A 26649-nucleotide genomic window follows, 5' to 3' on the forward strand; every position below is an offset into this window, starting at 1 on the left:
CCCCGTCCCTGCGGCGTTGCGGCAACAATGGGGGGATGAGCGACAGTCCAACCCCCCTCGCCGATCCGCATCTCGTCTTCGATCCCGTGGACGGGAGCCGGGACGTCGTGATCCTCGGCTCCACCGGGTCGATCGGCACCCAGGCCATCGACCTCGTGCTCCGCAACCCCGACCGGTTCCGGGTGACCGGGCTCTCCGCGGCAGGCGGGCGGGTGGAGCTGCTGGCGGAGCAGGCGCACCGGCTCCGCGTCGAGGCCGTCGCCGTGGCCCGTGAGGACGCCGTACCGGCCCTGCGCGAGGCCCTTTCCGCACGGTACGGGCCCGGGGAGCCCCTTCCCGAGCTGCTCGCCGGAGCGGACGCGGCCACACAGCTCGCCGCCTCCCCGGCACACACCGTCCTGAACGGCATCACCGGCTCGATCGGCCTCGCCCCCACCCTCGCCGCCCTGGAGGCGGGCCGCACCCTCGCGCTCGCCAACAAGGAGTCGCTCATCGTCGGCGGCCCCCTGGTGAAGGCGCTGGCCGCGCCGGGCCAGATCATCCCCGTCGACTCCGAGCACGCGGCCCTCTTCCAGGCGCTCGCCTCGGGCACCAGGGCCGACGTACGCAAGCTCGTCGTCACCGCCTCCGGCGGCCCCTTCAGAGGACGTACGAAGGCCGAGCTGGCCGATGTCGCCCCCGAGGACGCCCTCGCGCACCCCACCTGGGCCATGGGCCCGGTCATCACCGTCAACTCCGCGACCCTCGTCAACAAGGGCCTCGAAGTCATCGAGGCACACCTCCTCTACGACATTCCCTTCGATCGCATTGAGGTGGTCGTGCACCCGCAGTCGTATGTCCACTCGATGGTGGAGTTCACGGACGGTTCGACGATGGCCCAGGCGACGCCCCCCGACATGGGAGGGCCGATCGCCATCGGACTGGGCTGGCCGCAGCGCGTCCCCGACGCGGCGCCCGCCTTCGACTGGTCGAAGGCGTCGAGCTGGGAGTTCTTCCCTCTCGACAACGACGCGTTTCCGTCGGTGGGGCTCGCCCGGCACGTCGGGGAGCTCGCGGGCACGGCTCCCGCGGTGTTCAATGCGGCCAACGAAGAATGCGTGGACGCGTTCCTGAACGGCACACTGCCGTTCAACGGGATCATGGAGACCGTCACGGAGGTCGTCGCCGAGCACGGCACCCCCCGTACGGGAACCCCGCTCACCGTGGCGGACGTCCTCGAAGCGGAGACCTGGGCCCGCGCCCGGGCCCGTGAACTGACAGCGAAGACAGCGGCTCGGACGACGACCAAGACCACGGCGGAGGCTCGTGCATGACGACCCTGATGATGATCCTCGGCATAGTCGTCTTCGCGGTCGGCCTGCTCTTCTCGATCGCCTGGCACGAGCTGGGGCATCTCTCCACGGCCAAGCTCTTCGGCATCCGCGTGCCGCAGTACATGGTCGGCTTCGGCCCGACGATCTTCTCGCGCAAGAAGGGCGACACCGAGTACGGGGTCAAGGCGATCCCGCTCGGCGGCTACATCCGCATGATCGGGATGTTCCCGCCCGGCCCCGACGGCCGTATCGAGGCCCGCTCGACCTCCCCGTGGCGCGGCATGATCGAGGACGCCAGGGCACAGTCCTTCGAGGAACTGCAGCCGGGTGACGAGAACCGGCTCTTCTACACGCGCAAGCCGTGGAAGCGCGTGATCGTGATGTTCGCCGGACCCTTCATGAACCTGATCCTCGCCGTCGCGATCTTCCTCGGCGTGATGATGACCTTCGGCGTCCAGACCCAGACCACCACGGTCGGCAAGGTCTCCGACTGCGTCATCGAGCAGAGCGAGTCCCGCTCCGAGTGCCAGAAGAGCGACACGGCCGCGCCCGCCAAGGCCGCCGGGCTCAAGGGCGGCGACAAGATCCTCGCGTTCAACGGCGAGAAGGTCACCGACTGGTCCGCCCTCCAGTCCGACATCCGCGCCAACCCCGGCAAGGACGTCACCCTGACCGTCGAGCGCGACGGCAAGCAGCTCGACCTCACCGCCCACCTCATCCGCAACCAGGTCAGCAAGACCGACGGCCAGGGCGGCTACGTCGAGGGCAAGTACGTGTACGCGGGCTTCCTCGGCTTCACGCCCGCCTCCGGCATCGTCCAGCAGTCCTTCGGACAGTCCGTGGACCGCATGGGCGACATGATGCAGAACGGCGTCGAGTCGCTGCTCAACCTGCCGTCCAAGGTGCCCGCCCTGTGGGACGCGGCCTTCGGCGACGGCCCGCGCGAGCCCGACTCCCCGATGGGCGTGGTCGGCGCGGCGCGCGTCGGCGGCGAGGTCTTCACCCTGGACATCCCGCCGGAGAACCAGATCGCGATGATGCTGTTCCTCGTCGCGGGCTTCAACCTCTCCCTGTTCCTGTTCAACATGCTCCCGCTGCTGCCGCTCGACGGCGGGCACATCGCGGGCGCCCTGTGGGAGTCGCTGCGGCGCAACGCCGCGAAGGTGCTGCGCCGCCCGGACCCCGGCCCCTTCGACGTGGCGAAGCTGATGCCCGTCGCGTACGTGGTGGCCGGAATCTTCATCTGCTTCACGATCCTGGTGCTGATCGCGGACGTGGTCAATCCGGTCAGAATCTCGTAGCCACACGGAGTTTGCGGCGGCCGGACACGGTGTGTGTCCGGCCGTCCTCCATCGGGTGGTCCTGTTCGGGGAATGTGCTTCCGGCTTCGAGGGTGCCGTAATCTCGATGACTGGAGCCCGTCAGCTTTCGGGACCGACCGAATCCTTACCTTGGGGTTGCACAGCAGATGACCGCGATTTCACTCGGCATGCCGGACGTTCCGACCAGGCTCGCCGAGCGCCGCAAGAGCCGGAAGATCCAGGTCGGGACCGTGGCGGTGGGTGGAGACGCACCCGTCTCGGTCCAGTCGATGACGACCACGCGTACGTCGGACATCGGCGCCACGCTTCAGCAGATCGCCGAGCTGACCGCGTCCGGCTGCCAGATCGTGCGGGTGGCGTGCCCCACACAGGACGACGCCGACGCGCTCGCCACCATCGCCAAAAAGTCGCAGATCCCGGTCATCGCCGACATCCACTTCCAGCCGAAGTACGTGTTCGCGGCGATCGACGCCGGCTGCGCCGCGGTGCGCGTGAACCCCGGCAACATCAAGCAGTTCGACGACCAGGTCAAGGAGATCGCGCGGGCCGCGAAGGACCACGGCACCCCGATCCGCATCGGCGTCAACGCCGGCTCCCTCGACAAGCGCCTGCTCCAGAAGTACGGCAAGGCGACGCCCGAGGCCCTCGTCGAGTCCGCGCTCTGGGAGGCGTCGCTCTTCGAGGAGCACGACTTCCGTGACATCAAGATCTCGGTCAAGCACAACGACCCGGTCGTCATGGTCAACGCCTACCGCCAGCTCGCCGCCGCCTGCGACTACCCCCTCCACCTCGGTGTGACCGAGGCGGGCCCCGCCTTCCAGGGCACGATCAAGTCGGCGGTCGCCTTCGGAGCGCTGCTCAGCGAGGGCATCGGCGACACCATCCGGGTCTCCCTCTCCGCCCCGCCGGTCGAGGAGATCAAGGTCGGGATGCAGATCCTGGAGTCGCTGAACCTCAAGCAGCGCCGCCTGGAGATCGTCTCCTGCCCGTCCTGCGGACGCGCCCAGGTCGACGTCTACAAGCTCGCCGAGGAGGTCACGGCCGGCCTGGACGGCATGGAGGTCCCGCTCCGTGTCGCCGTCATGGGCTGCGTCGTGAACGGACCCGGCGAGGCCCGCGAGGCCGACCTCGGCGTCGCCTCCGGCAACGGCAAGGGCCAGATCTTCGTCAAGGGCGAGGTCATCAAGACGGTCCCGGAGTCGAAGATCGTCGAGACGCTGATCGAAGAGGCGATGAAGATCGCCGAACAGATGGAAGCGGACGGAGTCCCCTCCGGGGAGCCCTCGGTAGCAGTCGCGGGCTGAGCCCACTGCCTCGGGTGCGCTGCCCCCGAACCCCCTTTGTCCTCAAACGCCGGACGGGCTGAAAGATTCGCGGCCGGTCCGCGAACCTCCAGCCCGTCCGGCGTTTGAGGACGAGCGCGCAGCGCGATACGGGGGGCGAGGGGGCGCAGCCCCCATGCAGTGAAGGGAAGGGTAGGGGCGGCGGGGGCGAGGAGAACCCCACTTACCCCACCGGTCGGCACGCCACATATTCGCCAGGTACAGTGCGGAGATCAGCAGCCCTGATGACGAAGGCCCCGCACGTGTTGACGCAGACGACCACCAGGGTCCTCGAACCGAGCGACCTGGACGCCGCGCTCGCCGTCCTAGACCGCGAGCCGGTGGCGAACGCCTTCGTGACCTCCCGCGTCCAGGTCGCCGGCCTCGACCCCTGGCGCCTCGGCGGCGAGATGTGGGGCTGGTACGAGGACGGCATGCTGACCTCCCTCTGCTACGCAGGCGCCAACCTCGTCCCGATCTGCGCCACCCCCCGCGCCGTACGCGCCTTCGCGGACCGCGCCCGCAGAGCCGGCCGCCGCTGCTCCTCCATCGTCGGCCCCTCAGAGGCCACCGCCCGGCTCTGGCGCCTCCTCGAACCGAACTGGGGCCCCGCCCGTGAGGTCAGGCCGCACCAGCCCCTGATGGTCGCCGACCGCCTCCCCGCCGCCATCGCCCCGGACCCGTACGTCCGTCGCATCCGCAAGGACGAGATGGAAACGATCATGCCGGCCTGCGTGGCGATGTTCACGGAGGAGGTCGGCGTCTCCCCGCTCGCGGGCGACGGAGGCCTGCTCTACCAGGCGCGGGTCGCCGAACTCGTCGGCTCCGGGCGCTCGTTCGCCCGCGTCGACCGCGACGGCCGGGTCGTCTTCAAGGCGGAGATCGGCGCCGCGACCACCCAGGCCTGCCAGATCCAGGGCGTCTGGGTCGCCCCCGAGTACCGCGGCCAGGGCTACGCGGCCCCCGGCATGGCGGCGGTCCTGCGCTACGCCCTCGCGGACGTGGCCCCCCTGGTCAGCCTCTACGTCAACGACTACAACACGGCGGCCCGAGCCACGTACCGCAGAACCGGCTTCCAGGAGATAGGCGCGTTCATGAGCGTCCTGTTCTGAGCGGCGCAGCGCCGCCGGGGCGCGCCGTCAGGGGTCGGGGCGCTGACATCATGCGGCTCCGCCGCGCGGGCGCGAACAGCCACTTCCGGCCCGCACCCGGCAAGCCACCCCCGCCCGGCCCACGCGGTGCAGACACCCCAGGTAGTCTCCGGGTCATGCTGCGCTTCCCCGGTCAGCCCGGTCAGGGCCCCCTCACGCCGGACGACATCGTCATCGGCCCCCTGGACCTGGCCACCCGCATCGACGAGGCGCTGAACGTCCAGGCCGTGGCCTTCGGGCTCGGCGCGGACGAGATCGCCGTACGGCGCCAGATCGTGCTCCGCCACCTCACCTTCCCCGGCGCCCGTGCGCTCGGCGCGACCACCGCCGACGGACGGCTCGCCGGCTTCGTCTACGGCATGCCCAACGACCGCGCGCACTGGTGGTCCACCGTCGTCGAGCCCTATCTGCGCGGCCGGGGACACGACGGCTGGCTGGACGACTCCTTCGTCATCACCGAACTGCACGTCCACCCCGACTTCCAGAACCGCGGGGTCGGCCGCGCCCTGATCACCACGATCACGGACAGCGCCGCCGAACCGCGCTCGATCCTCTCCGCGATCGACAAGGAGAGCCCGGCCCGCGGCCTGTACCGCTCACTCGGCTACGAGGACCTGGTCGTCCGGGTCCTGTTCCCCAGCGCACCGAAGCCGTACGTCGTGATGGGCGCCCCCCTGCCGCTCGGACGCCGCTGACGGATCCGTCGCCGAAAACGGATTTCCGGCGACGGCGGCCCCCCGGCTAACCTCCAAGCACCACCCTTACGCCGCAGCAGGAGTCGAGAACCATGGCCCAGGTCCAGCGCATGTCCCGTTTGATGGTCAAGACACTGCGTGACGACCCGGCGGACGCCGAGGTGCTCAGCCACAAGCTGCTGGTGCGCGCCGGCTACGTCCGCCGGACCGCAGCCGGCCTGTGGTCCTGGCTGCCGCTCGGCAAGAAGGTGCTGGCCAACGTCGAGCGGGTCGTCCGCGAGGAGATGGACGCCATCGGCGCCCAGGAGGTCACCCTGCCCGCCCTGCTGCCGAAGGAGCCCTACGAGGCGACCGGCCGCTGGGAGGAGTACGGGCCCGAGCTGTTCCGCCTCAACGACCGCAAGGGCGGCGACTACCTCCTCGGCCCGACCCACGAGGAGATCTTCACCCTCCTGGTCAAGGACCAGTGCACGTCCTACAAGGACCTGCCCGTGATCCTCTACCAGATCCAGAACAAGTACCGCGACGAGGCCCGCCCCCGCGCCGGCATCCTGCGTGGCCGCGAGTTCCTGATGAAGGACTCGTACTCCTTCGACACGGAGGACGAGGGTCTCGCCGAGTCGTACGCCCTGCACCGCGCGGCGTACCAGAAGATCTTCGCGCGTCTGGGTCTCGACTACCGCATCTGCGCCGCCATGGCGGGCGCCATGGGCGGTTCCAGGTCCGAGGAGTTCCTCGCCCCGGCCGCGGCCGGCGAGGACACCTTCGCCGACTGTCCGAACTGCGACTACGCCGCCAACACCGAGGCCGTCACCTACGCGCTGAAGCCGGTCGACGCGGCCGGGGTCCCCGCCCTGGAGGAGATCCCCACCCCCGAGACCCCGACCATCGAGACGCTCGCCGCGTACCTGGAGGTCCCCGCCTCCGCCACCCTGAAGAACCTGCTGGTCAAGGTGGCCGGCGAGATCGTGGCCGTCGGCGTGCCCGGTGACCGCGAGGTCGACCTGGACAAGGTGGAGGCGCACTTCGCCCCCGCCCCCGTCGAACTGGTCACGGCCGAGGACTTCACGGGCCGCGACGACCTCGTACGCGGCTACGTCGGCCCGCAGGGACTGGAGAAGGTCCGCTACGTCGCCGACCCGCGCGTCGCCCACGGCACCGCCTGGATCACCGGCGCCAACCAGGACGGCGTGCACGCGAAGAACGTCGTCGCGGGCCGTGACTTCGAGGTCGACGAGTACGTGGACGTGGTCGTCGTGCGCGAGGGCGACCCCTGCCCCGTCTGCGGCACGGGCCTGAAGCTGGACCGCGCCATCGAGATCGGCCACATCTTCCAGCTCGGCCGCAAGTACGCCGACGCCCTCCAGCTCGACGTGCTCGGCAAGCAGGGCAAGCCGGTCCGCGTCACGATGGGCTCGTACGGCATCGGTGTCTCGCGTGCGGTGGCGGCGCTCGCCGAGCAGCACGCCGACGAGCAGGGCCTGGTCTGGCCCGCCGAGATCGCCCCGGCCGACGTCCATGTCGTCGCGGCGGGCAAGGCCCTGCAGACCGAGCTGGCGCTCGACGTCTCCGAGAAGCTGGGCGCGGCGGGCGTACGGGTGCTCGTGGACGACCGCGCGGGCGTCTCGCCCGGTGTGAAGTTCACCGACGCCGAACTCATCGGCGTACCGAAGATCCTGGTGGCCGGCCGGCGTTCGGCCGACGGCGTCCTGGAGCTGAAGGACCGCCGTACCGGTGAGCGCGAGGAGCTGACCGTGGACGAGGCGATCGCCCGCCTCACCGCGAAGTAGCCCGCAGGGCGGGGGCCGTCCCCGAAGGGGCGGCCCCGGGGCCTCACAGCCAGGTTGCGAACTCCAGCAGCAGCTCGGCATCCCGCGGCCGGCCCACCCGCCGCGCCCGTACGCCCGACTCCACGGCCCGGAACAGGGTCCACCCGCGCAGCCGTTCCTGGTCCAGGTCCAGGGACTCCGCGAGCCGCTTGATCCGCCTGCGGGCGGTCGAGCCGCCGGACGGCGATGCGATCAGGTCCTCGACCCGGTCACGGACCAGCCGGGCCAGGTCGAAGGCGCACTCGCCGACCACCGGGTCGGGGCCGACGGCCAGCCAGGGACTGCGTTCGCCGGCCAGCACCTTGCTCTGGCGGAAGGTGCCGTGCAGCAGACGTGTCTGCGGCGGCGACACCAGCAGTTCCTCCCGCGTCGCGAGGGCCGCGTCGACCAGCACCGCCGCCTCCGCGTCGGCGCCCGCCCGCATCGCCCCGGCCTGCCGTCCCGTCCGCTCCGCCACCGTCTCGAAGACATGGTCCGCGGGCGGCTCGACCCACAGCCGGCGCAGCGTACCGGCCGCCTCCAGCATCGACCTGGCCTCCGGCAGCGACCGCACCGACACATCGGGATGCAGCCGCTCCAGGAGCAGTACGCCCTCGGTGCCGCCCGGCTCCAGGAGGCGTACCGCGCCCCGGCCGTCCCAGTGCGCCAGCGCGGCGCGCTCGCTCTCCGGGCGGGCCCGGGGCGGCGCCAGCTTCAGCACGGCGGGGGTGCCGTCCGGCAGCCGCACCAGGATCACCAGGCTGCCGCGCCCGCCGGGAACCTGCACACGCTCCACGGTCGACCCGCGTAGCGCGACCTCCCGCTCGGCCGCCTCGGGCAGCCTCGCCAGCCAGTCGTCACCACCCGGTGCCGCCTCGCCGAGCGCCTTGACCAGACGCCCCGGCGGTTCGAAAGCCATGCGCGAGTAGTTCCCTTCCGTGTACGGACCGCCTGTACGCGCCTTCTGCACGCGTCTCCGTCCGCGCCTCCGCACGCGCCTCTGTGGGCGTTACGAGGCCGGTGGCGCCGACGTGGTGGCGGTGGCCGATCGCTCGGCGAGACCAGGGAAGGCTACGCTCTCGCCGCGCCAGCGCACCGCCCGCACCGCCGCGTCCCGCAGGGCCTGCGCCGCGGCCTGCCGCCGGTCGCCCCCGGCGGCCCGCACGAGGTCGGAGTAGACCCCGGCCACCCGGTCCTCCAGCTCGGCGGCGAGCCGCAGGGCCGACTCCGCGTCCGGGACCGAGAAGGGCAGCGCGTAGGCCGCCGCCGCCGGTCCGGGCTTGCCGCCCAGGTCGCGCACCGCGCGGGCCAGCTCGTCCCGGCGGGCGCGGTGCGCGTCGTAGGCGGCCCGCGCCTCGGTCCGCCGTGCCTCGCTGATGCGGGCGCCCACGACCCCGTAGCCGTACACGGCGGCATGCTCGGCGGCGAGCGCGGCCTGCGCGGCCGTCAGCTCCGCCGACTTCTTCGCGGCTGCCCTCGCCCGTGCTCCGGTCGCCCCGGTCCTGCCCGTACCGCTCACTTCTTGTCCTCCGTCAGCAGGAACGCGTGCGCCGCGCCGGCCGCCGCCACCGAGGCGAGCAGCCGGGCCAGCTCTCCGGGTACGTCCGCCAGTGCCTTCATCCGCCGGTCCGCCAACGCGCGCTCGGCCGCGGCGAGTTCACTGCGGGCTGCCTTCTCCGTGGCCGGCACCTCGGGAGAGGCCGACGCGGCGGGGGAGGAGCGAGAGGGTGAGGGGGAGGCGTCCCCGGAAGCGCTCGCGGAGGCGCCCTTGGAGGCATCCGCCCCCTTGGCGCCCCCGAACGCCCCGGCGTGCCGTACGACTTCCGCGAGCAGCGGCTCCAGCCGGGTGCTCAGCGCGGGATGCGCGGCGAGCACGGCCTCGTACCGCTGCGCGAGCTGTTCGCTGTCGCGGGCCGCACGCGCGCGTGCCCGCGCCGCGGCGGACGCGCTCCCGCTGCTGGTCCCGGAGTCGGAGTCGGAGCCGGAGCAGCCGACGAGCAGCGCGGAACCCGCGGCGGCTCCGGCGGCCCCGGCGAGCAGGCTCCTTCGGCGCGGTCCCGAGGGGGTGCGCGACGGCAGTGTGAACGGCACGGCAGACGTCCTCGTCAGGGCTCGTACGAACGGAATGGGCGGCAGACCCTTGATCACGGTACCCGCGTACCGCTCCCGGGCCCACCAGCGGCGCCGCCCGTCGCCGGGCGGAACGCGGTGGACGGCAACACCCCTTGGGACCGGATACCCTTTGACCTGACACGCGACCTACCCACAACAGCACACGCGGCCGAGGAGTCACCCGGATGAGCACCACCCAGAGCGAGAGGCTGCGAGAGCTCCTGGAACCGCTCGTCAGCTCCCAGGGACTCGACCTCGAAGAGATCGAAGTGGACTCGGTGGGCCGCAAGCGTGTGCTGCGTGTCGTCGTCGACTCCGACGAAGGAGCCGACCTCGACGCGATCGCCGATGTGAGCCGCGCGCTCTCGGCGAAGCTCGACGAGACCGACGCCATGGGCCAGGGCGAGTACACCCTCGAGGTGGGAACCCCCGGCGCCGAGCGCGAGCTGAGGGAACACCGTCACTACGTACGCGCCACCGGGCGGCTCGTGAGGTTCCAGGTGGGCGACGGCGACGAGCTGGTCGCCCGGATCGTCACGGTCGACGAGGAGGGCGTGGACGTGGAGGTGCCCGGCGTGAAGGGGCGCAAGCCCACCGCCAGGCGGCTCGCCTTCGAGGACATCGCCAAGGCGCGCGTCCAGGTCGAGTTCAACCGCAAGGACAAGAAGGACGAGAAGGACATGAAGGAAGAGGAGGAGGCGTAGCCGTGGACATCGACATGAGTGCCCTGCGGGGCCTGGTGCGGGAGAAGGAGATCTCCTTCGACCTGCTGGTCGAAGCGATCGAGTCGGCCCTCCTCATCGCCTACCACCGCACCGAGGGAAGCCGCCGTCACGCGCGCGTGAAGCTCGACCGGGAGACCGGCCATGTGACCGTGTGGGCGAAGGAGGACCCCGCCGACCTGGAGGAGGGGCAGGAGGCACGCGAGTTCGACGACACCCCGTCGGACTTCGGCCGGATCGCCGCCACCACGGCCAAGCAGGTCATCCTGCAGCGCCTGCGGGACGCCGAGGACGACGCGACGCTCGGCGAGTACGCGGGCCGCGAGGGCGACATCGTCACCGGTGTCGTCCAGCAGGGCCGCGACCCGAAGAACGTGCTCGTCGACATCGGCAAGCTGGAGGCCATCCTGCCGGTGCAGGAACAGGTCCCCGGTGAGACGTACCAGCACGGCATGCGGCTGCGGTCGTACGTCGTACGGGTGGCGAAGGGTGTCCGCGGCCCGTCCGTGACGCTTTCCCGCACGCACCCGAACCTGGTCAAGAAGCTCTTCGCCCTCGAGGTGCCGGAGATCGCCGACGGGTCCGTCGAGATCGCCGCCATCGCCCGCGAGGCCGGCCACCGCACGAAGATCGCCGTCCGGTCCACCCGGTCGGGGCTGAACGCCAAGGGCGCCTGCATCGGCCCCATGGGCGGCCGGGTGCGCAACGTGATGGCCGAGCTGAACGGCGAGAAGATCGACATCGTCGACTGGTCGGACGACCCCGCGGACATGGTGGGCAACGCGCTCTCCCCGGCCCGGGTCTCCAAGGTCGAGGTCGTCGACCTCGCCGCCCGGTCCGCGCGGGTGACCGTGCCCGACTACCAGCTGTCGCTGGCGATCGGCAAGGAGGGCCAGAACGCCCGCCTCGCCGCCCGCCTGACCGGCTGGCGCATCGACATCCGCCCGGACACCGAGCAGACCGGTGAAGAGGGCGGTGACCGGCCCGACGAGCGGCGCGAGTACCGCCGTGACGACCGGCGTGACGACCGGCGCGACGACCGGCGTGATGGCCGGACCGGGGAGTGACCCGGGAATAGATCCCAGCCGCGAGTGGTTTGGATCACGACGGTTTCACGACAAGTTTTATGCGCGGCAACTGTTCGATACTTGCCCCAAAGGGGTGAGGTCGGTGCAGGGAGGTAGACTTAACGGTGTCTGGCCGGACGCACGCCCGAGCATGCCCTGAACGCACCTGTGTGGGGTGCCGGGAGCGAACGGCCAGGACCGAACTGCTGCGTGCTGTGGCGGCCGGGGGCGAATGTGTCCCCGATCCTCGCGGTACGCTGCCCGGCCGGGGTGCGTATGTACACCCCGCCCTGGTCTGTCTCGACCTGGCGGTCCGCCGCCGGGCCTTCCCGCGGGCGCTGCGTGCCCCGGGTCAGCTCGACACAAAGGCGTTGCGCCTGTACGTCGAGCGGCAGACAGTTGCCGAGCAGGCAACACCGTAAGACGTGTCGCACGGATCCCCGTGCGGCCCTGGTACCCCGCGAGTTGGAAGTAGGTCGAGATTGCGATGAGCACTCGATGAGCACGCGATGAGTACGCCCATGAAGTAGCGACGGTCCGGACGCAACCCGGACCTAAAAGGAGCGAAGTGGCTAAGGTCCGGGTATACGAACTCGCCAAGGAGTTCGGGGTGGAGAGCAAGGTCGTCATGGCCAAGCTCCAAGAACTCGGTGAATTCGTCCGTTCGGCGTCCTCGACGATCGAGGCGCCCGTAGTACGCAAACTGACAGACGCCCTCCAGCAGGGCAACGGCGGCGGCAAGCCCGCCCCGCGCAAGGCCTCGCCCGCCAGGCCCGGCGCGCCCTCACCGGCGCAGGCCGCCCGTCCGGGTCCGGCCGCCCCGCGCCCGCCGGCCCCGAAGCCGGCCGCCGCGGAGAAGCCCGCGGACACCACGGCCCCGGCGGCTTCCGCCGCACCGGCCTCCGGTACGCGTCCGACGCCGGGCCCCAGGCCCGCGCCGAAGCCCGCCCCGGCGTCCCCGGCTCCGGCTGCCCCCGAGTTCACCGCGCCGCCCGCGGCTCCGGTGACCCCCGCCCCGGCCGCGAACCCGCGTCCGAGCGGTGCCCGTCCCGGCGCCCCGAAGCCCGGTGTCCGTCCGGCAGGCCCCGCACAGGGCGGCCAGGGTGGTCCCGGTCAGGGCCGTGGCGAGCGCACCGACAACCGCGGCGACCGTCAGGGCGCCCCGCGTCCCGGCGGCCAGAGCACGCGTCCCGGCGGTCGTCCCGCGGGTCCGCGTCCCGGCAACAACCCGTTCACGTCCGGTGGCTCCACCGGCATGGCGCGTCCCCAGTCGCCCCGTCCGGGCGGCGCACGTCCCGGCCCCGGCGGACCCGGTGGCTCCGGTGCTCCGGGCGGCGCTCCGCGTCCCCAGGGCGCGGGCCAGGACCGTGGTCCCCGTCCGCAGGGCGGCCCCGGCGGCGCCCCGCGTCCCGGTGGCGGTCCCGGTGGCAACCGTCCGAGCCCGGGCGGCATGCCTCGTCCGCAGGGTGGTCCCGGTGGCGCTCCGCGTCCCGGTGGCGGTCCCGGTGGCAACCGTCCCAACCCCGGCATGATGCCGCAGCGTCCGGCTGCCGGCCCGCGTCCCGGCGGCGGTGGCCCCGGTGGCCGCGGTCCCGGCGGTGGCGGAGGCCGTCCCGGCGGTGCCGGCGGCGGTCGTCCCGGTGGCGGCGGCTTCGCCGGCCGTCCGGCCGGTCCCGGTGGCGGCGGTGGCGGTTTCGCCGGTCGTCCCGGTGGCGGTGGCGGCGGTTTCGCCGGTCGTCCCGGTGGTCCCGGTGGCGGCGGTGGCCGTCCCGGCTTCGGCGGTCGTCCCGGTGGTCCGGGTGGCCGTGGAGGAACACAGGGCGCCTTCGGCCGTCCCGGTGGTCCCGCGCGTCGCGGTCGCAAGTCGAAGCGGCAGAGGCGCCAGGAGTACGAGGCCATGCAGGCCCCGTCGGTCGGCGGCGTCATGCTGCCTCGCGGCAACGGACAGTCCGTCCGCCTGTCGCGCGGTGCCTCGCTCACCGACTTCGCCGAGAAGATCGGCGCCAACCCGGCGTCGCTCGTCGGCGTGATGATGAACCTCGGCGAGATGGTCACTGCCACGCAGTCCGTCTCCGACGAGACGCTGAAGCTCCTCGCGGACGAGATGAACTTCGTCCTGGAGATCGTCAGCCCCGAGGAGGAGGACCGCGAGCTTCTCGAGTCCTTCGACATCGAGTTCGGCGAGGACGAGGGCGACGAGGAAGACCTCGTGGTCCGTCCGCCGGTCGTGACCGTCATGGGTCACGTCGACCACGGTAAGACCCGCCTGCTCGACACCATCCGCAAGACGAACGTCGTCGCGGGCGAGGCCGGTGGCATCACCCAGCACATCGGTGCCTACCAGGTCGCGACCGAGGTCAACGGCGAAGAGCGCAGGATCACCTTCATCGACACCCCGGGTCACGAGGCGTTCACCGCCATGCGTGCCCGTGGTGCCAAGTCGACCGACATCGCGATCCTCGTGGTGGCGGCCAACGACGGTGTGATGCCCCAGACGATCGAGGCGCTGAACCACGCCAAGGCGGCCGAGGTGCCGATCGTGGTCGCGGTCAACAAGATCGACGTCGAGGGTGCCGACCCGACCAAGGTGCGCGGTCAGCTCACCGAGTTCGGTCTGGTGGCCGAGGAGTACGGCGGCGACACGATGTTCGTCGACATCTCCGCCAAGCAGGGCCTCAACATCGAGAGCCTGCTGGAGGCCGTGGTCCTCACCGCGGACGCCTCGCTCGACCTGCGGGCCAACCCCGAGCAGGACGCGCAGGGCATCGCGATCGAGTCCCACCTCGACCGTGGCCGTGGTGCCGTCTCGACCGTCCTGGTCCAGCGCGGAACGCTGCGCATCGGCGACACGATGGTGGTCGGCGACGCGTACGGCCGTGTCCGGGCGATGCTCGACGACAACGGCAACAACGTCGAGGAAGCGGGTCCCTCGACCCCCGTCCTCGTGCTCGGTCTCACCAACGTCCCGGGCGCCGGCGACAACTTCCTCGTCGTCGACGAGGACCGCACGGCCCGCCAGATCGCCGAGAAGCGCGCGGCGCGCGAGCGCAACGCCAACTTCGCCCGGCGTGGAGTCAGGTTCTCCCTGGAGAACCTGGACGAGGCCCTCAAGGCCGGTCTGGTGCAGGAACTCAACCTCATCATCAAGGGCGACGCGTCCGGTTCGGTGGAGGCTCTCGAGTCCTCGCTGCTCCAGCTCGACGTCGGTGAAGAGGTCGACATCCGTGTCCTGCACCGCGGTGTGGGTGCGGTCACCGAGTCGGACATCGACCTGGCGACCGGATCCGACGCCATCGTCATCGGCTTCAACGTCCGCGCCGCGGGCCGCGCGGCGCAGATGGCGGAGCGCGAGGGCGTCGACGTCCGCTACTACTCGGTGATCTACCAGGCCATCGAGGAGATCGAAGCGGCCCTCAAGGGCATGCTCAAGCCGGAGTACGAAGAGGTCGAGCTCGGTACGGCGGAGATCCGCGAGGTCTTCCGCTCGTCCAAGCTGGGCAACATCGCCGGTGTGCTGGTCCGCTCCGGCGAGGTCAAGCGCAACACCAAGGCGCGGTTGCTGCGCGATGGCAAGGTCATCGCGGAGAGCCTCAACATCTCCGGTCTGCGTCGCTTCAAGGACGATGTCACCGAGATCCGCGAAGGGTTCGAGGGCGGTATCAACCTCGGCAACTTCAACGACATCAAGATCGACGACGTCATCGCGACGTACGAGATGCGCGAGAAGCCGCGCGCGTAACGCCTGCGGCTCAGCTCGACCGTGTGGGGTTGGCTCACGGGAACTAGTTCCTGCGGGCCAACCCCCACGGGGTTTTCCGCCCCCGCCGCCCCTACCCGTACCCGTCACGTACTCGGGGGCCGGCCCCCGAACCCCCGCTCCTCAAACGCCGGAGGGGCTATCTCCTAGCCCGTCCGGCGTTTGAGGACAAGGGGGGCGAGGGGGCGCAGCCCCCATGCGTGGTCGGGTACGGGAAGGGGCGGCGGGGGCGGAAACTCCGTCGAGCGGTACCGGAGGTTCGGGGTACCGTTCAAGTGCCCCGGCAGGAGTATGGCCGGGCCACCTACCCCGACCCGGCGGGACATCCGGAACACACATGTACGTGGGGACTCTGTCCTTCGACCTCCTCCTCGGCGACATACGGTCGCTGAAGGAGAAACGCTCCGTCGTCCGCCCGATCGTGGCCGAACTCCAACGCAAGTTCGCGGTGAGCGCGGCGGAGGTGGAGCACATGGACCTCCACCGCAGGGCCGTCATCGGACTCGCGGTGGTCTCCGGGGACACCGGTCACCTGACCGACGTACTCGACCGGTGTGAGCGCCTGGTCGCCGGGCGCCCCGAGGTGGAGTTGCTGTCGGTGCGACGGCGGCTGCACGGGGAAGACGACGAATGAGCGTGCGGCGACAAGGATCGCCCGTACAAGGATCAGCAGATAAGAGGGAGACGGACCAGTGGCCGACAACGCGCGGGCGAAGAGGCTGGCGGACCTCATCCGAGAGGTGGTTGCCAAGAAGCTGCAGCGTGGGATCAAGGACCCGCGGCTCGGTTCGCATGTGACCATCACGGACACCCGGGTCACCGGGGACCTCCGTGAGGCGACCGTCTTCTACACGGTGTACGGGGACGACGAGCAGCGCGCGGAAGCCGCCGCGGGCCTGGAGAGCGCCAAGGGCGTACTCCGTTCGGCGGTCGGCGCGGCGGCGGGCGTGAAGTTCACCCCGTCGCTCACCTTCGTCGCGGACGCCCTGCCGGACACCGCCAAGACCATCGAGGACCTCCTCGACAAGGCGCGGGCCAAGGACGCCCAGGTGCGCGAGGTCTCGGCCGGCGCCACCTTCGCCGGTGACGCCGACCCGTACAAGAAGCCGGAAGAGGACGACGAGCCCGGCGACGAGGACGACGACGAGTCGGCCGACGACGAGAAAGACGGCGACGCCGCCAAATGACGCAGAAGCAGCAGACGCCCGACGGCCTTGTCATCGTCGACAAGCCGTCGGGCTTCACTTCGCACGACGTGGTCGCCAAGATGCGCGGCATCGCCAAGACCCGGCGCGTCGGACACGCGGGCACCCTCGACCCCATGGCGACGGGCGTGCTCGTCCTCGGCGTCGAGAAGGCGACCAAGCTCCTCGGGCACCTCGCGCTGACGGAGAAGGAGTACCTCGGCACCATCCGGCTGGGGCAGAACACCCTGACCGACGACGCCGAGGGCGACCTCACCTCGTCGGCCGACGCCTCCCGGGTGACCCGGGACGCCATCGACGCGGGGATCGCCAAGCTCAGCGGCGACATCATGCAGGTGCCGTCCAAGGTCAGCGCCATCAAGATCAACGGCGTGCGCTCGTACAAGCGGGCGCGTGAGGGCGAGGACTTCGAGATCCCGGCCCGCCCGGTGCGGATCTCGTCCTTCGCCGTGTACGACGTCCGGGGCGCCGTGGCCGAGGACGGTACGCCCGTCCTGGACCTGATCGTCTCGGTGGTGTGCTCGTCCGGTACGTACATCCGTGCGCTCGCCCGTGACCTGGGCGCGGACCTCGGTGTCGGCGGTCATCTGACGGCGTTGCGGCGCACGCGCGTGGGCCCGTACAAGCTCGACACCGCGCGGACGCTCGACCAGCTCCAGGAGGAGCTGACCGTGATGCCGGTGGCGGAGGCCGCCGCGACCGCGTTCCCCCGCTGGGACGTGGACACCAAGCGCGCGCAGCTGCTGACGAACGGCGTGCGGCTGGAGATGCCCGAGGTGTACACCGGGGCCGGGGCCGTCGGGGTGTTCGATCCCGAGGGACGGTTCCTGGCGCTGGTGGAGGAGCAGAAGGGCAAGGCCAAGAGCCTCGCGGTCTTCGTCTGACCGTTCCGCTCTTCGCGTTGTCCGAATCCCCGTCGATCTCCGCCCTTCCGCGCCGCTCTTCTTCGTTCTTCTCCGTTCTTCTTTTCCTCTTCGTCGTGGAGCGGCGTTCACGGGGTTGTCTGTAAGCGCCGCTCCACTGTCCCCCTCGGTTCCCCCACCCAAGGGTGTATCCATCCGCCCCCTTTCATTCACCCGTCCGGCCAGGCGCTCGGAGTGAACCGGGGGAGCGGAAGGGGGCTTGTTCGGCTCGGGATCTGTCGCGGCCGATCATCGCGCGCCTACCGTCGGAAATCGAAGCGTCGAAAGCACGGACGGCGCGCGCGGCGGGGAGGTTCGAGCATGACCCGGGAGACCTCGGTGACGGCTGAGGCGGATGGCGGAATCCACCGGGGCGTCGCCCGTACAACGCCCGCCCGGTCCCTGGTGCGGATCCGCGACCTGGCCGGACGGCCGCGCGGTACCGGCTTCGTCGCGGACCTCCACGGCACGGTCGTCACCAGCCACGAGGCGGTGGACGGCCTCTCCCGCCTCGTCCTGCACGCGCCCGCCGGAGACCGTACCTGCCTGGTCCCGGTCGAGGCGGTCACCGCTCTCCCGGACCTCGGTATCGCCCTCGTCCACTGCGAAGAACTGGGCGGCCTCACCCCGCTCCCGGTCACCGTGCGGAACCGCGTGGAGACCGGCACGTACGTCCGGATCGCCGCGGGCGGCTGGCGTGAGGCCCGGGTACTGGGCTCCTCCGCCGTGACGTACACGGCGGCCGACCGTGTCCATCTGCTCGACCACGCGCTGGAGCTGGCGATCGGTACGGCCGGCAGCGACGCGCTGCGGCCCGGCGGCGGGGCGGCCGGCGGACCGGTGGTCGACGCGGCCACCGGTGCGGTCGTCGCCGTCCTGGGCACGGCGCTCCACTGCGACCATCGGGTCGGCGGCCTCGCCGTACCGCTGTCCACGGACGGCACGCCTGCCTTCGGCCCGCTCGCCGAACTGCTGGCCCGTAACGCCGCGACGGTGCCCGCCTACGGGGACGACCTCAATCTGGCGGGCGTCCTGGAACTGACGGCCACCGTCGAGTCCCCGGCGGGCTCCGACGGGGACGGTGCTGTCGAACGGGCGTCGGTGGTAAGGGAGTTGACCGCGTTCACCGACACGTCCGGCTCGTTTGACTCGTACGGCTCGTACGGCTCGTACGGAATTCTCGCGCTGGTCGGTGCTCCGGGAACCGGTCGTACGACGGAGCTGGCGGGCCTGGCCGCCCGGCGCAACCAGGGCGCGGAACCGGCTCCGACCCTGTGGCTGCGCGGAGCCGATCTGCGCGACAGCGACGGGTCGGTGGCCGACGCGGCCCGGCGGACGCTGGAGCGGGCGGGGCGGATCGTGACCTCGCCCCTCGGCTCCCGGCCGGAGCCGGCCGACGGGGAGTGGGAGGGAGAGGCGCCCGGTGGCGGCCGGGGCGGGCTCGGAGACATCCGGCCCGAGCGCCTGGCCCGCCTCGCCGGGGACGCCGGACGGCCCCTGCTGCTCCTGCTCGACAGCCCCGAGGAGATGCCGCCCGGCCTCGCCCACCGGCTGCCGGAGTGGGCCGCCGGTACCGCGGGCTGGCTGCGGGAACACGGAGTGCGTCTCGTGATGGCCTGCCGGGACGAGTACTGGGAGTGGGCGGCGACCCGGTTCCCGCTCGCGCCGGCGTACGGGGCCCGGTGGAGCGGCGGGGAGGCGGGTACGGAACTGCCCGCCTGCGTACGCCTGGGGGACCTGGAGGAGGGCGAGGCACGCGACGCGCGGGCACGGTACGGGATCCCCGAGGGGGCCCTGGCCGGGGCGGACGCCCGGCATCCGCTGACCCTGCGGCTGCTGTCGGAGGTGCGGGCCGCGCTGTCCGGCACCCCGCCCGGGAAGGCGAAGCGGGACGAGGTCTTCGCCGCGTACCTCGATCTGATGTGTCTGCGGGTGGCCGTGCGGCTCGCGGCGGCCAACGGGCTGCGCGGGACGGCGGTGCGGCGCCTCGCGGCCCGGGTCGCCGGGCAGGTGCACGTGGCGGCGCGGCGTTGCCTGGGGCCGGGGGAGGGGGAGCTGGACCGGGCATCCTTCGAGACCCTGTTCCCGTGGGGTCCCGTGCCCGACCGGCGGCTCGGCGGCTGCACCGGGTGGGCCTCCGCCGTCCTGACCGAGGGCCTGCTCGTGCCGGCCGGGGACGGCTACCGCTTCGCGCACGAGGAGTTCGCCGACTGGATCCAGGGCATGCACCTCGACCTGGACGCGGTGTTCGGCGCCCTGACGGCCCGCCGCGGCTCCGGGGACGGGCCGAGTGGACTCCAGCATGGCCCGGGCGGGCCCGAGGCCTTCGACCTCCCCCGCCACCGCCTCGCACCCGTGCTCCAGGCCCTCCTGCTCGTGCCGCGTCAACAGGGACACGACCACCTCACCCTCCGCCTGCGCGAACTGCTCCACGTACTCGACGAGGCGCTCGCCGACGCCGCCATCGACGCGCATGTCGACACGCAGGGCGATACGCGTGCCGACACGGACGCGAACACGGACGCCGACGCGGACGTCGCTGCCTGGTGGGCCACCCGGCTGCTCCGTGGCGTACTGCTCCGGGTGCCCGACGCGACCCCGTATCTCGGAGTGCTGCGGCACCTCGCCGAGCATGTGGTCCGGTGGCGGGCCGGAAGGCGGACCGTGCCGGAGGAGTTCGGCCCTGGCTTCTGGCGCCGGCTGCCCCTGCCGCCGGCGCATCGCTTCGACCTGCTGAGGCGGCTCGTCGTGGCGGACGGAGCGCCGCCCGCCACCGAACCACGCTACCTGGACGCCGTGTCCGCACTCCTCGTCGCCGACCCGGCCGGTGTGCAGCCGCACCTCACCCACTGGTTCGACGACGACCGCCCGCTTCCCGCCACCCCCGACGCCACCGTCGCGACCGCCGCGCAGGTCCTGCTGCACACCCACCGGCACCGCGCCCCGGACGACCTGACCGAGGCACTGGTCGACAGCGGGCACGCGCGCGCGGACGAACTGCTGGACGTGCTCGCCGAGGAGGAGCCGTCCGCGCTCTGCCGCGCGGTCGACCGCTGGGTGCACGACGTGCGCCCCGCCTGGCGGGCCGCGGCGGCGGCCTACGCGCTGCGCACCGCCGCGCACGTACGCACCGAGGCCGACCGGGAACTGCTGCGCCGGTCCGCGCGCGCCCTCCTCGCCCGCCCCGGCGACTGCACGCTGCACGGCGACGCCCTGTCCCTGCTGGTCCGCGATCCGCACACCAGGGCCCGCCATCTGCCGCAGGCCCTGGCCCGCTTCCGGGCCCGCGACCCGCGGCTGCCCGCGAGCGCGCTGGCCACCGCGCTGGCCACCCATCCCGGCCCGGTGCTCGCCGCGTTCCACGACCGCCTGCGCGAACCGGACGACGGCACGGCTCTGCGTACGCTCGCCGAGGTCACCACACCGGCGCTGGCCCGCCGCGTCGCCGCCCTCGTACGCGAGGTAGTGGAACGGCGTCCGGAGACGGCCGCGCAGGTGGCGGCACACGTCGACCGGCGACTGGAGCAGGGCCCCGACGCCGGCGCGGTGCTGTACCCCCTCGTCACCGGCCTGCTCGACGGGGGCGGGCCCGCGCTGCGGGCCGCGCTCGCCCAGGTGTTCGCGGCGCGCGGCACACCCGTGTCCCGTCCGCTGCGGCGCGCGTTCCTGGACCTCCTGCTGACGCGCGAGGACGACCCCGTGGTGCTGGACGCGCTGGTACGGGCCGCGGCGCAGGGAGCGGTCCACGGCGACGAGGAGCACACCCGCGCCCTCGTCCACACGGTGGGCACCCTGCTCGTACGCACCCCGGACGGTGCCACCCGCTTCGACCGCGCCCTCGTCGATCTCAGCCGCGGGACCCCGGGCTTCGCCGTGTTTGTGACCCGCTGGCTGGCCGCCGCACCCGAGGAGTGGTCCACCGTGGTCGGACCGAGCACGGGCCGCACGATCGAGCACCTCGCGGGGGTACGGGTGCCGGTGTGACCCCCGCCGGCCTCCCCGCCACCGCCGCCGACACGTGCCACCGGTCACAGCGCCCATGCCGATGCGGGCCCACAGGACGCGGCATGGCACCCTTAGAGCTGCGTATGAGGCAGACACGGACACAGGTTCGACGAGGAGCGGTCACAGTGCAGCGCTGGCGTGGCTTGGAGGACATCCCCCAGGACTGGGGGCGCAGCATCGTCACCATCGGCTCGTACGACGGAGTCCACCGCGGACACCAGTTGATCATCAGCCATGCCGTCGAACGGGCGCGTGAACTGGGCGTTCCGTCGGTCGTCGTCACGTTCGACCCGCACCCGAGCGAGGTCGTGCGTCCCGGCAGCCACCCGCCCCTGCTCGCGCCGCACCACCGCCGCGCCGAGCTGATGGCCGGGCTGGGTGTGGACGCGCTGCTCATCCTGCCCTTCACGACCGAGTTCTCGAAGCTGTCGCCCGCCGAGTTCGTGGTGAAGGTCCTCGTCGACAAGCTGCACGCGAAGGCCGTCGTCGAGGGCCCCAACTTCCGCTTCGGCCACAAGGCCGCCGGTGATGTCGCGTTCCTCGCCGAGCAGGGCAAGACGTACGACTTCGAGGTCGAGGTGGTGGATCTGTACGTGACCGGGGAGGCGGGGGGCGGCGAGCCGTTCTCCTCGACGCTCACCCGGCGGCTGGTCGCCGAGGGCGACGTCGAGGGGGCCCGCGAGATCCTGGGCCGTCCGCACCGCGTCGAGGGCATCGTCGTCCGCGGCGCCCAGCGCGGCCGTGAACTGGGCTTCCCCACCGCCAACGTGGAGACGCTCCCGCACACCGCGATCCCCGCCGACGGGGTGTACGCGGGATGGCTGCACGCGCAGGGCGAGGCCATGCCGGCGGCGATCTCCGTCGGGACGAATCCGCAGTTCGACGGGACCGAGCGGACGGTCGAGGCGTACGCCATCGACCGCGTCGGGCTCGATCTGTACGGTCTGCACGTCGCCGTCGACTTCCTGGCCTTCGTGCGGGGGATGGCGAAGTTCGACTCCATCGAGGGCTTGCTGGAAGCGATCTCGGACGACGTGAAGCGGTCCCGGGAACTCATCGAGGCGTACGACGCGTCCTGAACGGTGGGTGGTGGTCGGGCTCTAACGGGACGCGGCCCAGTGGCAGGCCACCTGGGAAGTGCCGCCTCCGTTGAGCAGCGGTAGGTCTTCCTCGCGGCACGCGTCCGCCACCCCCGCCCGCTCGGCCTCGCCGTTCGCCAGGATCTGGCAGCGGGCGTGGAAACGGCAGCCCGAGGGGATGCGGGACGGGTCCGGGGGCTCGCCGGTCAGCACGACCGGAGCGCCGGGGGCCTCGGGCAGGACGGACAACAGGGCTTGTGTGTAAGGGTGCTGAGGCGCCCTCAGGACGTCCTCCACCGCCCCCGTCTCGATGATCCGGCCCAGGTACATCACCGCGACCCGGTCCGCGATGTTCCACGCGAGTCCGAGGTCGTGGGTCACCACCAGGGCGGACAGGCCGAGTTCGGCGCGCAGTCGCAGCAGCAGGGCCAGGATCTCACCGCGTACCGATGCGTCCAGGGAGGCCACCGGCTCGTCGGCGACGATGAGTTCGGGTTCCAGGACGAGCGCGCCCGCGATGACGACACGCTGGCGCTGGCCGCCGGAGAGCTCGTGCGGGTAGCGCAGGAAGAACCGCTCGGGCGGCCGGAGTCCGGCCCGCGCGAGGGCCGCCCGAACCGCCTCCCGTTCGTCGCCCGCGTACGCGTGGATGCGCAGCCCCTCCGCCACCGCGTCGTACACCGTGTGCCGGGGGTTGAGCGAGCCGCTCGGGTCCTGGAGGACCAGCTGGACACGCTTGCGGTACGACTTGAGGGCCCGCGAGGAGTAGTCGAGCGGCCGGCCCGCGAAGGTGACCCGGCCCGCCGTCGGCCGGACCAGCCCGAGGAGCGAGCGGGCCAGGGTCGTCTTGCCGCAGCCCGACTCGCCGACCAGCGCGACGATCTCACCCGGCCGGATGTCGAGATCCACCCCGTCGACGGCACGGGCCCGCGCGGTGTCACCCCGCCGCGCGGGAAAACTGACCCGCAGACCCTCGGCGCTCAGGAGCGGTGCGGAGGAAGCCGGGGGCGTCTCGGGGACCGCCTGGGGCGTAGCCGTCATGGGGTACTCCTCACGTCTTCCACCACACCCGCCCCCACTGCCCCGGAGGGCTTTACGGCATCCGCGGCGCCCGCGGAACCCGCGGCCCCCGCAGCACTGCGCGTGTTCACGTGCACGCATGCCGCCCAGCGGTCCGGGGCGGCCGGGCGCAGGAGCTGGTCCTCCGTGGTGCAGGAGTCCAGCGCCGCCGCGCACCGGGGGTGGAACGCGCAGCCGGACGGCAGCGCGGCCGGATCCGGTGGGTCCCCGGGCAGCCCGCGCGGCGCGAACCGCGAACCGGCGTCCCCGATCCGCGGAAAGGCCGCCGACAGCGCCTGCCCGTAGGGATGCCGGGCGTCCTCGTACACCTGGCGGGCGGGCCCCTCCTCCACCACCCGGCCCGCGTACATCACCGCGAGCCGGTCGCAGGTGTCCGACAGGACCGCCAGGTCATGGCTGATCATGACAAGGCCCAGCTCCTGCTCGGAGACGAGCTGCTGGATCAGCCGCAGGATCTGCGCCTGGATCATCACGTCGAGCGCGGTGGTCGGCTCGTCGGCGACGACCAGCCGTGGATCGCAGGCCAGCGCCATCGCGATCATCACGCGCTGCCGCTGCCCGCCGGACAGCTCGTGCGGATACGCGGACGCCCGTCCCGCCGGCAGCCCCACCTGCTCCAGGAGCTCGCCGGTCCGCCGCCGCGCCCCCGCCGCGGTGGCCTTGCGGTGCAGCAGGATCGGCTCGGCGATCTGGTCCCCGACGCGGTGCACGGCGTTGAGGGAGTGCATGGCGCCCTGGAAGACGATGGAGGCACCGGCCCAGCGGACCGCCCGTACCCGCCCCCACTTCATGGTCAGTACGTCCTCGCCGTCGAGGAGGATCTCCCCGCTCACCCGGGCCCCGGCAGGCAGCAGGCGCAGCAGCGCGAGCGCCAGAGTGGACTTGCCGCAGCCGGACTCACCCGCGATGCCGACCTTCTGCCCGGCCTCGACGGTGAGGTCCACACCGCGCACGGCGGCCACCCCGCCGCCGTACGTCACCTCCAGGTTCCGTACGTCCAGCAAGGGCGGTGCGGTCGGCGCGGTCGGTGTGCTCAACGGGCCACCCCCAGCTTCGGGTTGAGGACGGACTCGACGGCACGCCCGCACAGCGTGAAGGCGAGGGCGACGACGGCGATCGCGATGCCGGGCGGCACGAGGTACCACCACTTCCCGGCGCTCACCGCACCCGCCTCCCGCGCGTCCTGCAGCAGACCGCCCCAGGAGACCACCGTCGGGTCGCCGAGCCCGAGGAAGGCCAGCGTCGCCTCGGCGAGGATCGCGGAGGAGATGATCAGGGTCGTCTGCGCGAGCACCAGCGGCATGACATTGGGCAGCACATGCCGGGACATGACGTGCCAGTGCCCGCCACCGAGCGCCTTCGCCCGCTCGATGTACGGCCGGGACTCCACGGCCAGGGTCTGCGCCCGTACCAGCCGGGCCGTCGTCGGCCAGGTCGTGACGCCGATCGCCAGGATGATCGTGCCGAGCGAGCGGGACATCACGGTCGCCAGCGCGATCGCCAGCACCAGCGTCGGCATGACCAGGAACCAGTCCGTGATCCGCATCATCACCGTCGCGAACCAGCCCCGGAAGTGACCCGCGGTGATGCCGATGAGCGCGCCGATCGCGACCGAGAGGACGGCCGCGAGCAGGCCCACGAGCAGCGACACCCGCGAACCCCACACCACCAGACCGAGCAGACTGCGCCCGAACTGGTCCGTGCCGAGCGGGAATTCGAGGCTCGGACTCTCCATGGGCCGTCCCGGCGCGCCCGTCACGCTCTGCACGTCGGATCCGACGGTCAGCGGCGCGGTCAGCGCGACCAGGGCGAAGAGCGTGAGCGCGGCGAGCCCGAGGAGACCGGAGCGGTGCGTGCGGTACCGCTGCCAGAAGCGGACGGCGGAGGCGCGCCGTCGCTGCCGGGCGAGGGCGCGGGGCCCGCCCTTCGCGGGCACGGGCGAGGCCACCACGGGATCGTCCGGCGTCGGCGTCGGCGTCGGTGTCGGCGTCGGCACCGGCTCGTGCGGGTCGGTCGTCGTCATCGGCCCACCCTGGGGTCGAGCAGCGGATAGATCAGGTCGGCGAGTGTGTTCATCACGATCACCGCGGCGGCGAAGACGAAGAACAGCCCCTGCACCAGCGGCAGGTCGGGCACGCTCAGCGCCTGGTAGAAGAGCCCGCCGAGGCCGGGCCAGGAGAAGACCGTCTCGACGAGGATCACACCCGCGACGGTCCGGCCGAGGTTGATGAAGACCAGCGTCATCGTCGGCAGCAGCGCGTTCGGCACGGCGTGCCGGCGGCGGACGAGATCGTCCCGCAGGCCCTTGGCCCGCGCGGTCGTCAGATAGTCGCCGCCCATCTCGTCGAGCAGTGCCGAGCGCGTGACCAGCAGCGTCTGCCCGTACTCGACCGCCACCAGCGTCACCACGGGAAGGACCAGATGGTGGGCGACGTCGAGGACGTACGCGAAGCCTTCCTCGCCGCCGGATTCCATGCCGCCCGTCGGGAAGAGGCCCGGGACCGGCCCGACCCCGACCGAGAAGACGATGATCAGGAGCAGGCCCAGCCAGAACGACGGGATCGAGTAGAGGGTCAGCGCGAGTCCGGTGTTGAGGCGGTCGCCGAGCCCGCCGTGGCGCCACGCGGCCCGGGTGCCGAGGACGACGCCGATCGCCGTGTACAGGACGAAGGCCGTGCCCGTGAGCAGCAGCGTGTTCGGCAGGGCCTCGCTGATCTTGTCCATGACCGGCGCGCGGAACTGGTACGAGGTGCCGAGGTCACCGGTGAGCGCCTTGCCGCAGTAGTCCGTGAACTGCTGCCACAGCGGCAGATCGAGCCCGAACTCCCGCCTGTACGCGGCCAGTTGCTGGGCCGACACCTGGCGTCCGCCCGTCATGAACTTCACCGGGTCGCCGGGGATCAGCCGGAAGAGGAAGAAGCTGGTGACGAGGACGGCGAGCAGGGAGACGGCCGCGCCGCCCAGCTTGCCGGCCACGTACCGGGGGTACGCGGTGCCGCGTACCCGTGGTCCGCGGGCCGCCGACGGGCCGGCCGGGGCCGGACTCCCGGTCCGCCCGCCCACGGGCTTCCCGACCGGCGAGGGTGTCGCTTCAGCGGTCATGAACGGC

The 26649-nt window shown here is 72.0% G+C and carries 22 protein-coding genes; 15 read left to right on the top strand and 7 right to left on the bottom strand.

Annotated features, from left to right (window positions below):
- Window positions 1–35: 35 nt before the first annotated feature.
- The 6 genes from dxr (at window position 36) to K3769_RS29350 (ending at window position 7593) form a co-directional block, all read left to right on the top strand.
- Window positions 36–1313 (top strand): 1-deoxy-D-xylulose-5-phosphate reductoisomerase, encoded by a 1278-nt coding sequence (gene dxr / locus K3769_RS29325; RefSeq protein ID WP_267029263.1) that lies wholly within the window; start codon window positions 36–38, stop codon window positions 1311–1313.
- Window positions 1310–2614: a M50 family metallopeptidase gene (locus K3769_RS29330; RefSeq protein ID WP_267029264.1), complete on the top strand. Its 1305-nt coding sequence runs from the start codon at window positions 1310–1312 to the stop codon at window positions 2612–2614. Before dxr ends, K3769_RS29330 begins: the two co-directional genes overlap by 4 nt.
- 167 nt (window positions 2615–2781) lie before the next feature.
- Window positions 2782–3939 carry a flavodoxin-dependent (E)-4-hydroxy-3-methylbut-2-enyl-diphosphate synthase gene (ispG, locus tag K3769_RS29335; RefSeq protein ID WP_267029265.1) on the top strand — a complete coding sequence of 386 codons (1158 nt, stop codon included), beginning with the start codon at window positions 2782–2784 and terminating at the stop codon, window positions 3937–3939.
- A 281-nt stretch (window positions 3940–4220) separates the two neighbouring features.
- On the top strand, window positions 4221–5069 hold the full coding sequence (locus tag K3769_RS29340; RefSeq protein ID WP_267031599.1) for a GNAT family N-acetyltransferase: 849 nt from the start codon (window positions 4221–4223) through the stop codon (window positions 5067–5069).
- A gap of 155 nt (window positions 5070–5224) precedes the next feature.
- Window positions 5225–5803 (top strand): GNAT family N-acetyltransferase, encoded by a 579-nt coding sequence (locus tag K3769_RS29345; RefSeq protein WP_267029266.1) that lies wholly within the window; start codon window positions 5225–5227, stop codon window positions 5801–5803.
- Between the two features lie 92 nt (window positions 5804–5895).
- The gene (locus K3769_RS29350; RefSeq protein ID WP_267029267.1) at window positions 5896–7593 is read left to right on the top strand and encodes a proline--tRNA ligase; all 1698 of its coding nucleotides are present in this window, start codon (window positions 5896–5898) and stop codon (window positions 7591–7593) included.
- A gap of 43 nt (window positions 7594–7636) precedes the next feature.
- Here K3769_RS29350 and K3769_RS29355 read toward each other — a convergent pair whose 3' ends face one another.
- From K3769_RS29355 to K3769_RS29365, 3 genes are all read right to left on the bottom strand, one after another.
- The gene (locus tag K3769_RS29355; RefSeq protein ID WP_267029268.1) at window positions 7637–8530 is read right to left on the bottom strand and encodes an aminoglycoside phosphotransferase family protein; all 894 of its coding nucleotides are present in this window, start codon (window positions 8528–8530) and stop codon (window positions 7637–7639) included.
- Window positions 8531–8620: 90 nt separating this feature from the next.
- The gene (locus K3769_RS29360) at window positions 8621–9130 is read right to left on the bottom strand and encodes a ferritin-like domain-containing protein (RefSeq protein ID WP_372515063.1); all 510 of its coding nucleotides are present in this window, start codon (window positions 9128–9130) and stop codon (window positions 8621–8623) included.
- A complete protein-coding gene (locus K3769_RS29365) occupies window positions 9127–9702 on the bottom strand; it encodes a hypothetical protein (RefSeq protein ID WP_267029269.1) in 576 nt (191 codons plus the stop codon). Before K3769_RS29365 ends, K3769_RS29360 begins: the two co-directional genes overlap by 4 nt.
- A gap of 206 nt (window positions 9703–9908) precedes the next feature.
- On the opposite strand from K3769_RS29365, the gene rimP reads away from it, so the two are divergent.
- From rimP to K3769_RS29410, 9 genes are all read left to right on the top strand, one after another.
- Window positions 9909–10427, top strand: coding sequence for a ribosome maturation factor RimP (rimP, locus tag K3769_RS29370; protein WP_267029270.1), 519 nt, complete (start codon window positions 9909–9911; stop codon window positions 10425–10427).
- Window positions 10428–10429: 2 nt separating this feature from the next.
- A complete protein-coding gene (nusA, locus tag K3769_RS29375) occupies window positions 10430–11512 on the top strand; it encodes a transcription termination factor NusA (RefSeq protein WP_267029271.1) in 1083 nt (360 codons plus the stop codon).
- 125 nt (window positions 11513–11637) lie between these two features.
- Complete coding sequence (locus K3769_RS29380) at window positions 11638–11934, top strand: YlxR family protein (protein WP_267029272.1); 297 nt, start codon at window positions 11638–11640, stop codon at window positions 11932–11934.
- A gap of 146 nt (window positions 11935–12080) precedes the next feature.
- Window positions 12081–15251, top strand: a complete 3171-nt coding sequence (gene infB / locus K3769_RS29385; RefSeq protein ID WP_267029273.1) for a translation initiation factor IF-2 — start codon at window positions 12081–12083, stop codon at window positions 15249–15251.
- Window positions 15252–15606: 355 nt separating this feature from the next.
- On the top strand, window positions 15607–15903 hold the full coding sequence (locus K3769_RS29390; RefSeq protein WP_267029274.1) for a DUF503 domain-containing protein: 297 nt from the start codon (window positions 15607–15609) through the stop codon (window positions 15901–15903).
- A gap of 58 nt (window positions 15904–15961) precedes the next feature.
- Window positions 15962–16456 (top strand): 30S ribosome-binding factor RbfA, encoded by a 495-nt coding sequence (rbfA, locus tag K3769_RS29395; RefSeq protein WP_267029275.1) that lies wholly within the window; start codon window positions 15962–15964, stop codon window positions 16454–16456.
- Window positions 16453–17358: a tRNA pseudouridine(55) synthase TruB gene (truB, locus tag K3769_RS29400; protein ID WP_267029276.1), complete on the top strand. Its 906-nt coding sequence runs from the start codon at window positions 16453–16455 to the stop codon at window positions 17356–17358. Before rbfA ends, truB begins: the two co-directional genes overlap by 4 nt.
- Window positions 17359–17697: 339 nt before the next feature.
- Window positions 17698–21360: a trypsin-like peptidase domain-containing protein gene (locus tag K3769_RS29405; protein ID WP_267029277.1), complete on the top strand. Its 3663-nt coding sequence runs from the start codon at window positions 17698–17700 to the stop codon at window positions 21358–21360.
- Between the two features lie 146 nt (window positions 21361–21506).
- Window positions 21507–22460, top strand: a complete 954-nt coding sequence (locus K3769_RS29410) for a bifunctional riboflavin kinase/FAD synthetase (RefSeq protein ID WP_267029278.1) — start codon at window positions 21507–21509, stop codon at window positions 22458–22460.
- Window positions 22461–22481: 21 nt separating this feature from the next.
- Here the strand turns inward: K3769_RS29410 and K3769_RS29415 are convergent, their stop codons facing one another.
- Genes K3769_RS29415 through K3769_RS29430 form a run of 4 tightly spaced genes read right to left on the bottom strand, consistent with a single transcriptional unit; the run spans window position 22482 to window position 26642 of the window.
- Entirely contained in the window at window positions 22482–23501 is a 1020-nt protein-coding gene (locus K3769_RS29415) for an oligopeptide/dipeptide ABC transporter ATP-binding protein (protein ID WP_267029279.1), read from the bottom strand.
- Window positions 23498–24577 carry an ABC transporter ATP-binding protein gene (locus K3769_RS29420; protein ID WP_267029280.1) on the bottom strand — a complete coding sequence of 360 codons (1080 nt, stop codon included), beginning with the start codon at window positions 24575–24577 and terminating at the stop codon, window positions 23498–23500. The genes K3769_RS29415 and K3769_RS29420 overlap by 4 nt, the downstream gene beginning before the upstream one ends.
- On the bottom strand, window positions 24574–25563 hold the full coding sequence (locus K3769_RS29425) for an ABC transporter permease (protein ID WP_267029281.1): 990 nt from the start codon (window positions 25561–25563) through the stop codon (window positions 24574–24576). Before K3769_RS29425 ends, K3769_RS29420 begins: the two co-directional genes overlap by 4 nt.
- Window positions 25560–26642: an ABC transporter permease gene (locus tag K3769_RS29430; RefSeq protein WP_267029282.1), complete on the bottom strand. Its 1083-nt coding sequence runs from the start codon at window positions 26640–26642 to the stop codon at window positions 25560–25562. The genes K3769_RS29425 and K3769_RS29430 overlap by 4 nt, the downstream gene beginning before the upstream one ends.
- Window positions 26643–26649 lie beyond the last annotated feature (7 nt).

It is taken from the genome of Streptomyces ortus, assembly GCF_026341275.1.
Classification (GTDB): Bacteria; Actinomycetota; Actinomycetes; order Streptomycetales; family Streptomycetaceae; genus Streptomyces; species Streptomyces ortus.

Excerpts from the sequence above, each read along its gene's own strand:
- dxr (WP_267029263.1), top strand. The coding sequence starts at position 36 with ATGAGCGACAGTCCAACCCCCCTCGCCGATCCGCATCTCGTCTTCGAT.
- K3769_RS29330 (WP_267029264.1), top strand. The coding sequence starts at position 1,310 with ATGACGACCCTGATGATGATCCTCGGCATAGTCGTCTTCGCGGTCGGC.
- ispG (WP_267029265.1), top strand. The coding sequence starts at position 2,782 with ATGACCGCGATTTCACTCGGCATGCCGGACGTTCCGACCAGGCTCGCC.
- K3769_RS29345 (WP_267029266.1), top strand. The coding sequence starts at position 5,225 with ATGCTGCGCTTCCCCGGTCAGCCCGGTCAGGGCCCCCTCACGCCGGAC.
- K3769_RS29350 (WP_267029267.1), top strand. The coding sequence starts at position 5,896 with ATGGCCCAGGTCCAGCGCATGTCCCGTTTGATGGTCAAGACACTGCGT.
- K3769_RS29355 (WP_267029268.1), bottom strand. The coding sequence starts at position 8,530 with ATGGCTTTCGAACCGCCGGGGCGTCTGGTCAAGGCGCTCGGCGAGGCG.
- rimP (WP_267029270.1), top strand. The coding sequence starts at position 9,909 with ATGAGCACCACCCAGAGCGAGAGGCTGCGAGAGCTCCTGGAACCGCTC.
- K3769_RS29390 (WP_267029274.1), top strand. The coding sequence starts at position 15,607 with ATGTACGTGGGGACTCTGTCCTTCGACCTCCTCCTCGGCGACATACGG.
- truB (WP_267029276.1), top strand. The coding sequence starts at position 16,453 with ATGACGCAGAAGCAGCAGACGCCCGACGGCCTTGTCATCGTCGACAAG.
- K3769_RS29405 (WP_267029277.1), top strand. The coding sequence starts at position 17,698 with ATGACCCGGGAGACCTCGGTGACGGCTGAGGCGGATGGCGGAATCCAC.
- K3769_RS29415 (WP_267029279.1), bottom strand. The coding sequence starts at position 23,501 with ATGACGGCTACGCCCCAGGCGGTCCCCGAGACGCCCCCGGCTTCCTCC.
- K3769_RS29425 (WP_267029281.1), bottom strand. The coding sequence starts at position 25,563 with ATGACGACGACCGACCCGCACGAGCCGGTGCCGACGCCGACACCGACG.
- K3769_RS29430 (WP_267029282.1), bottom strand. The coding sequence starts at position 26,642 with ATGACCGCTGAAGCGACACCCTCGCCGGTCGGGAAGCCCGTGGGCGGG.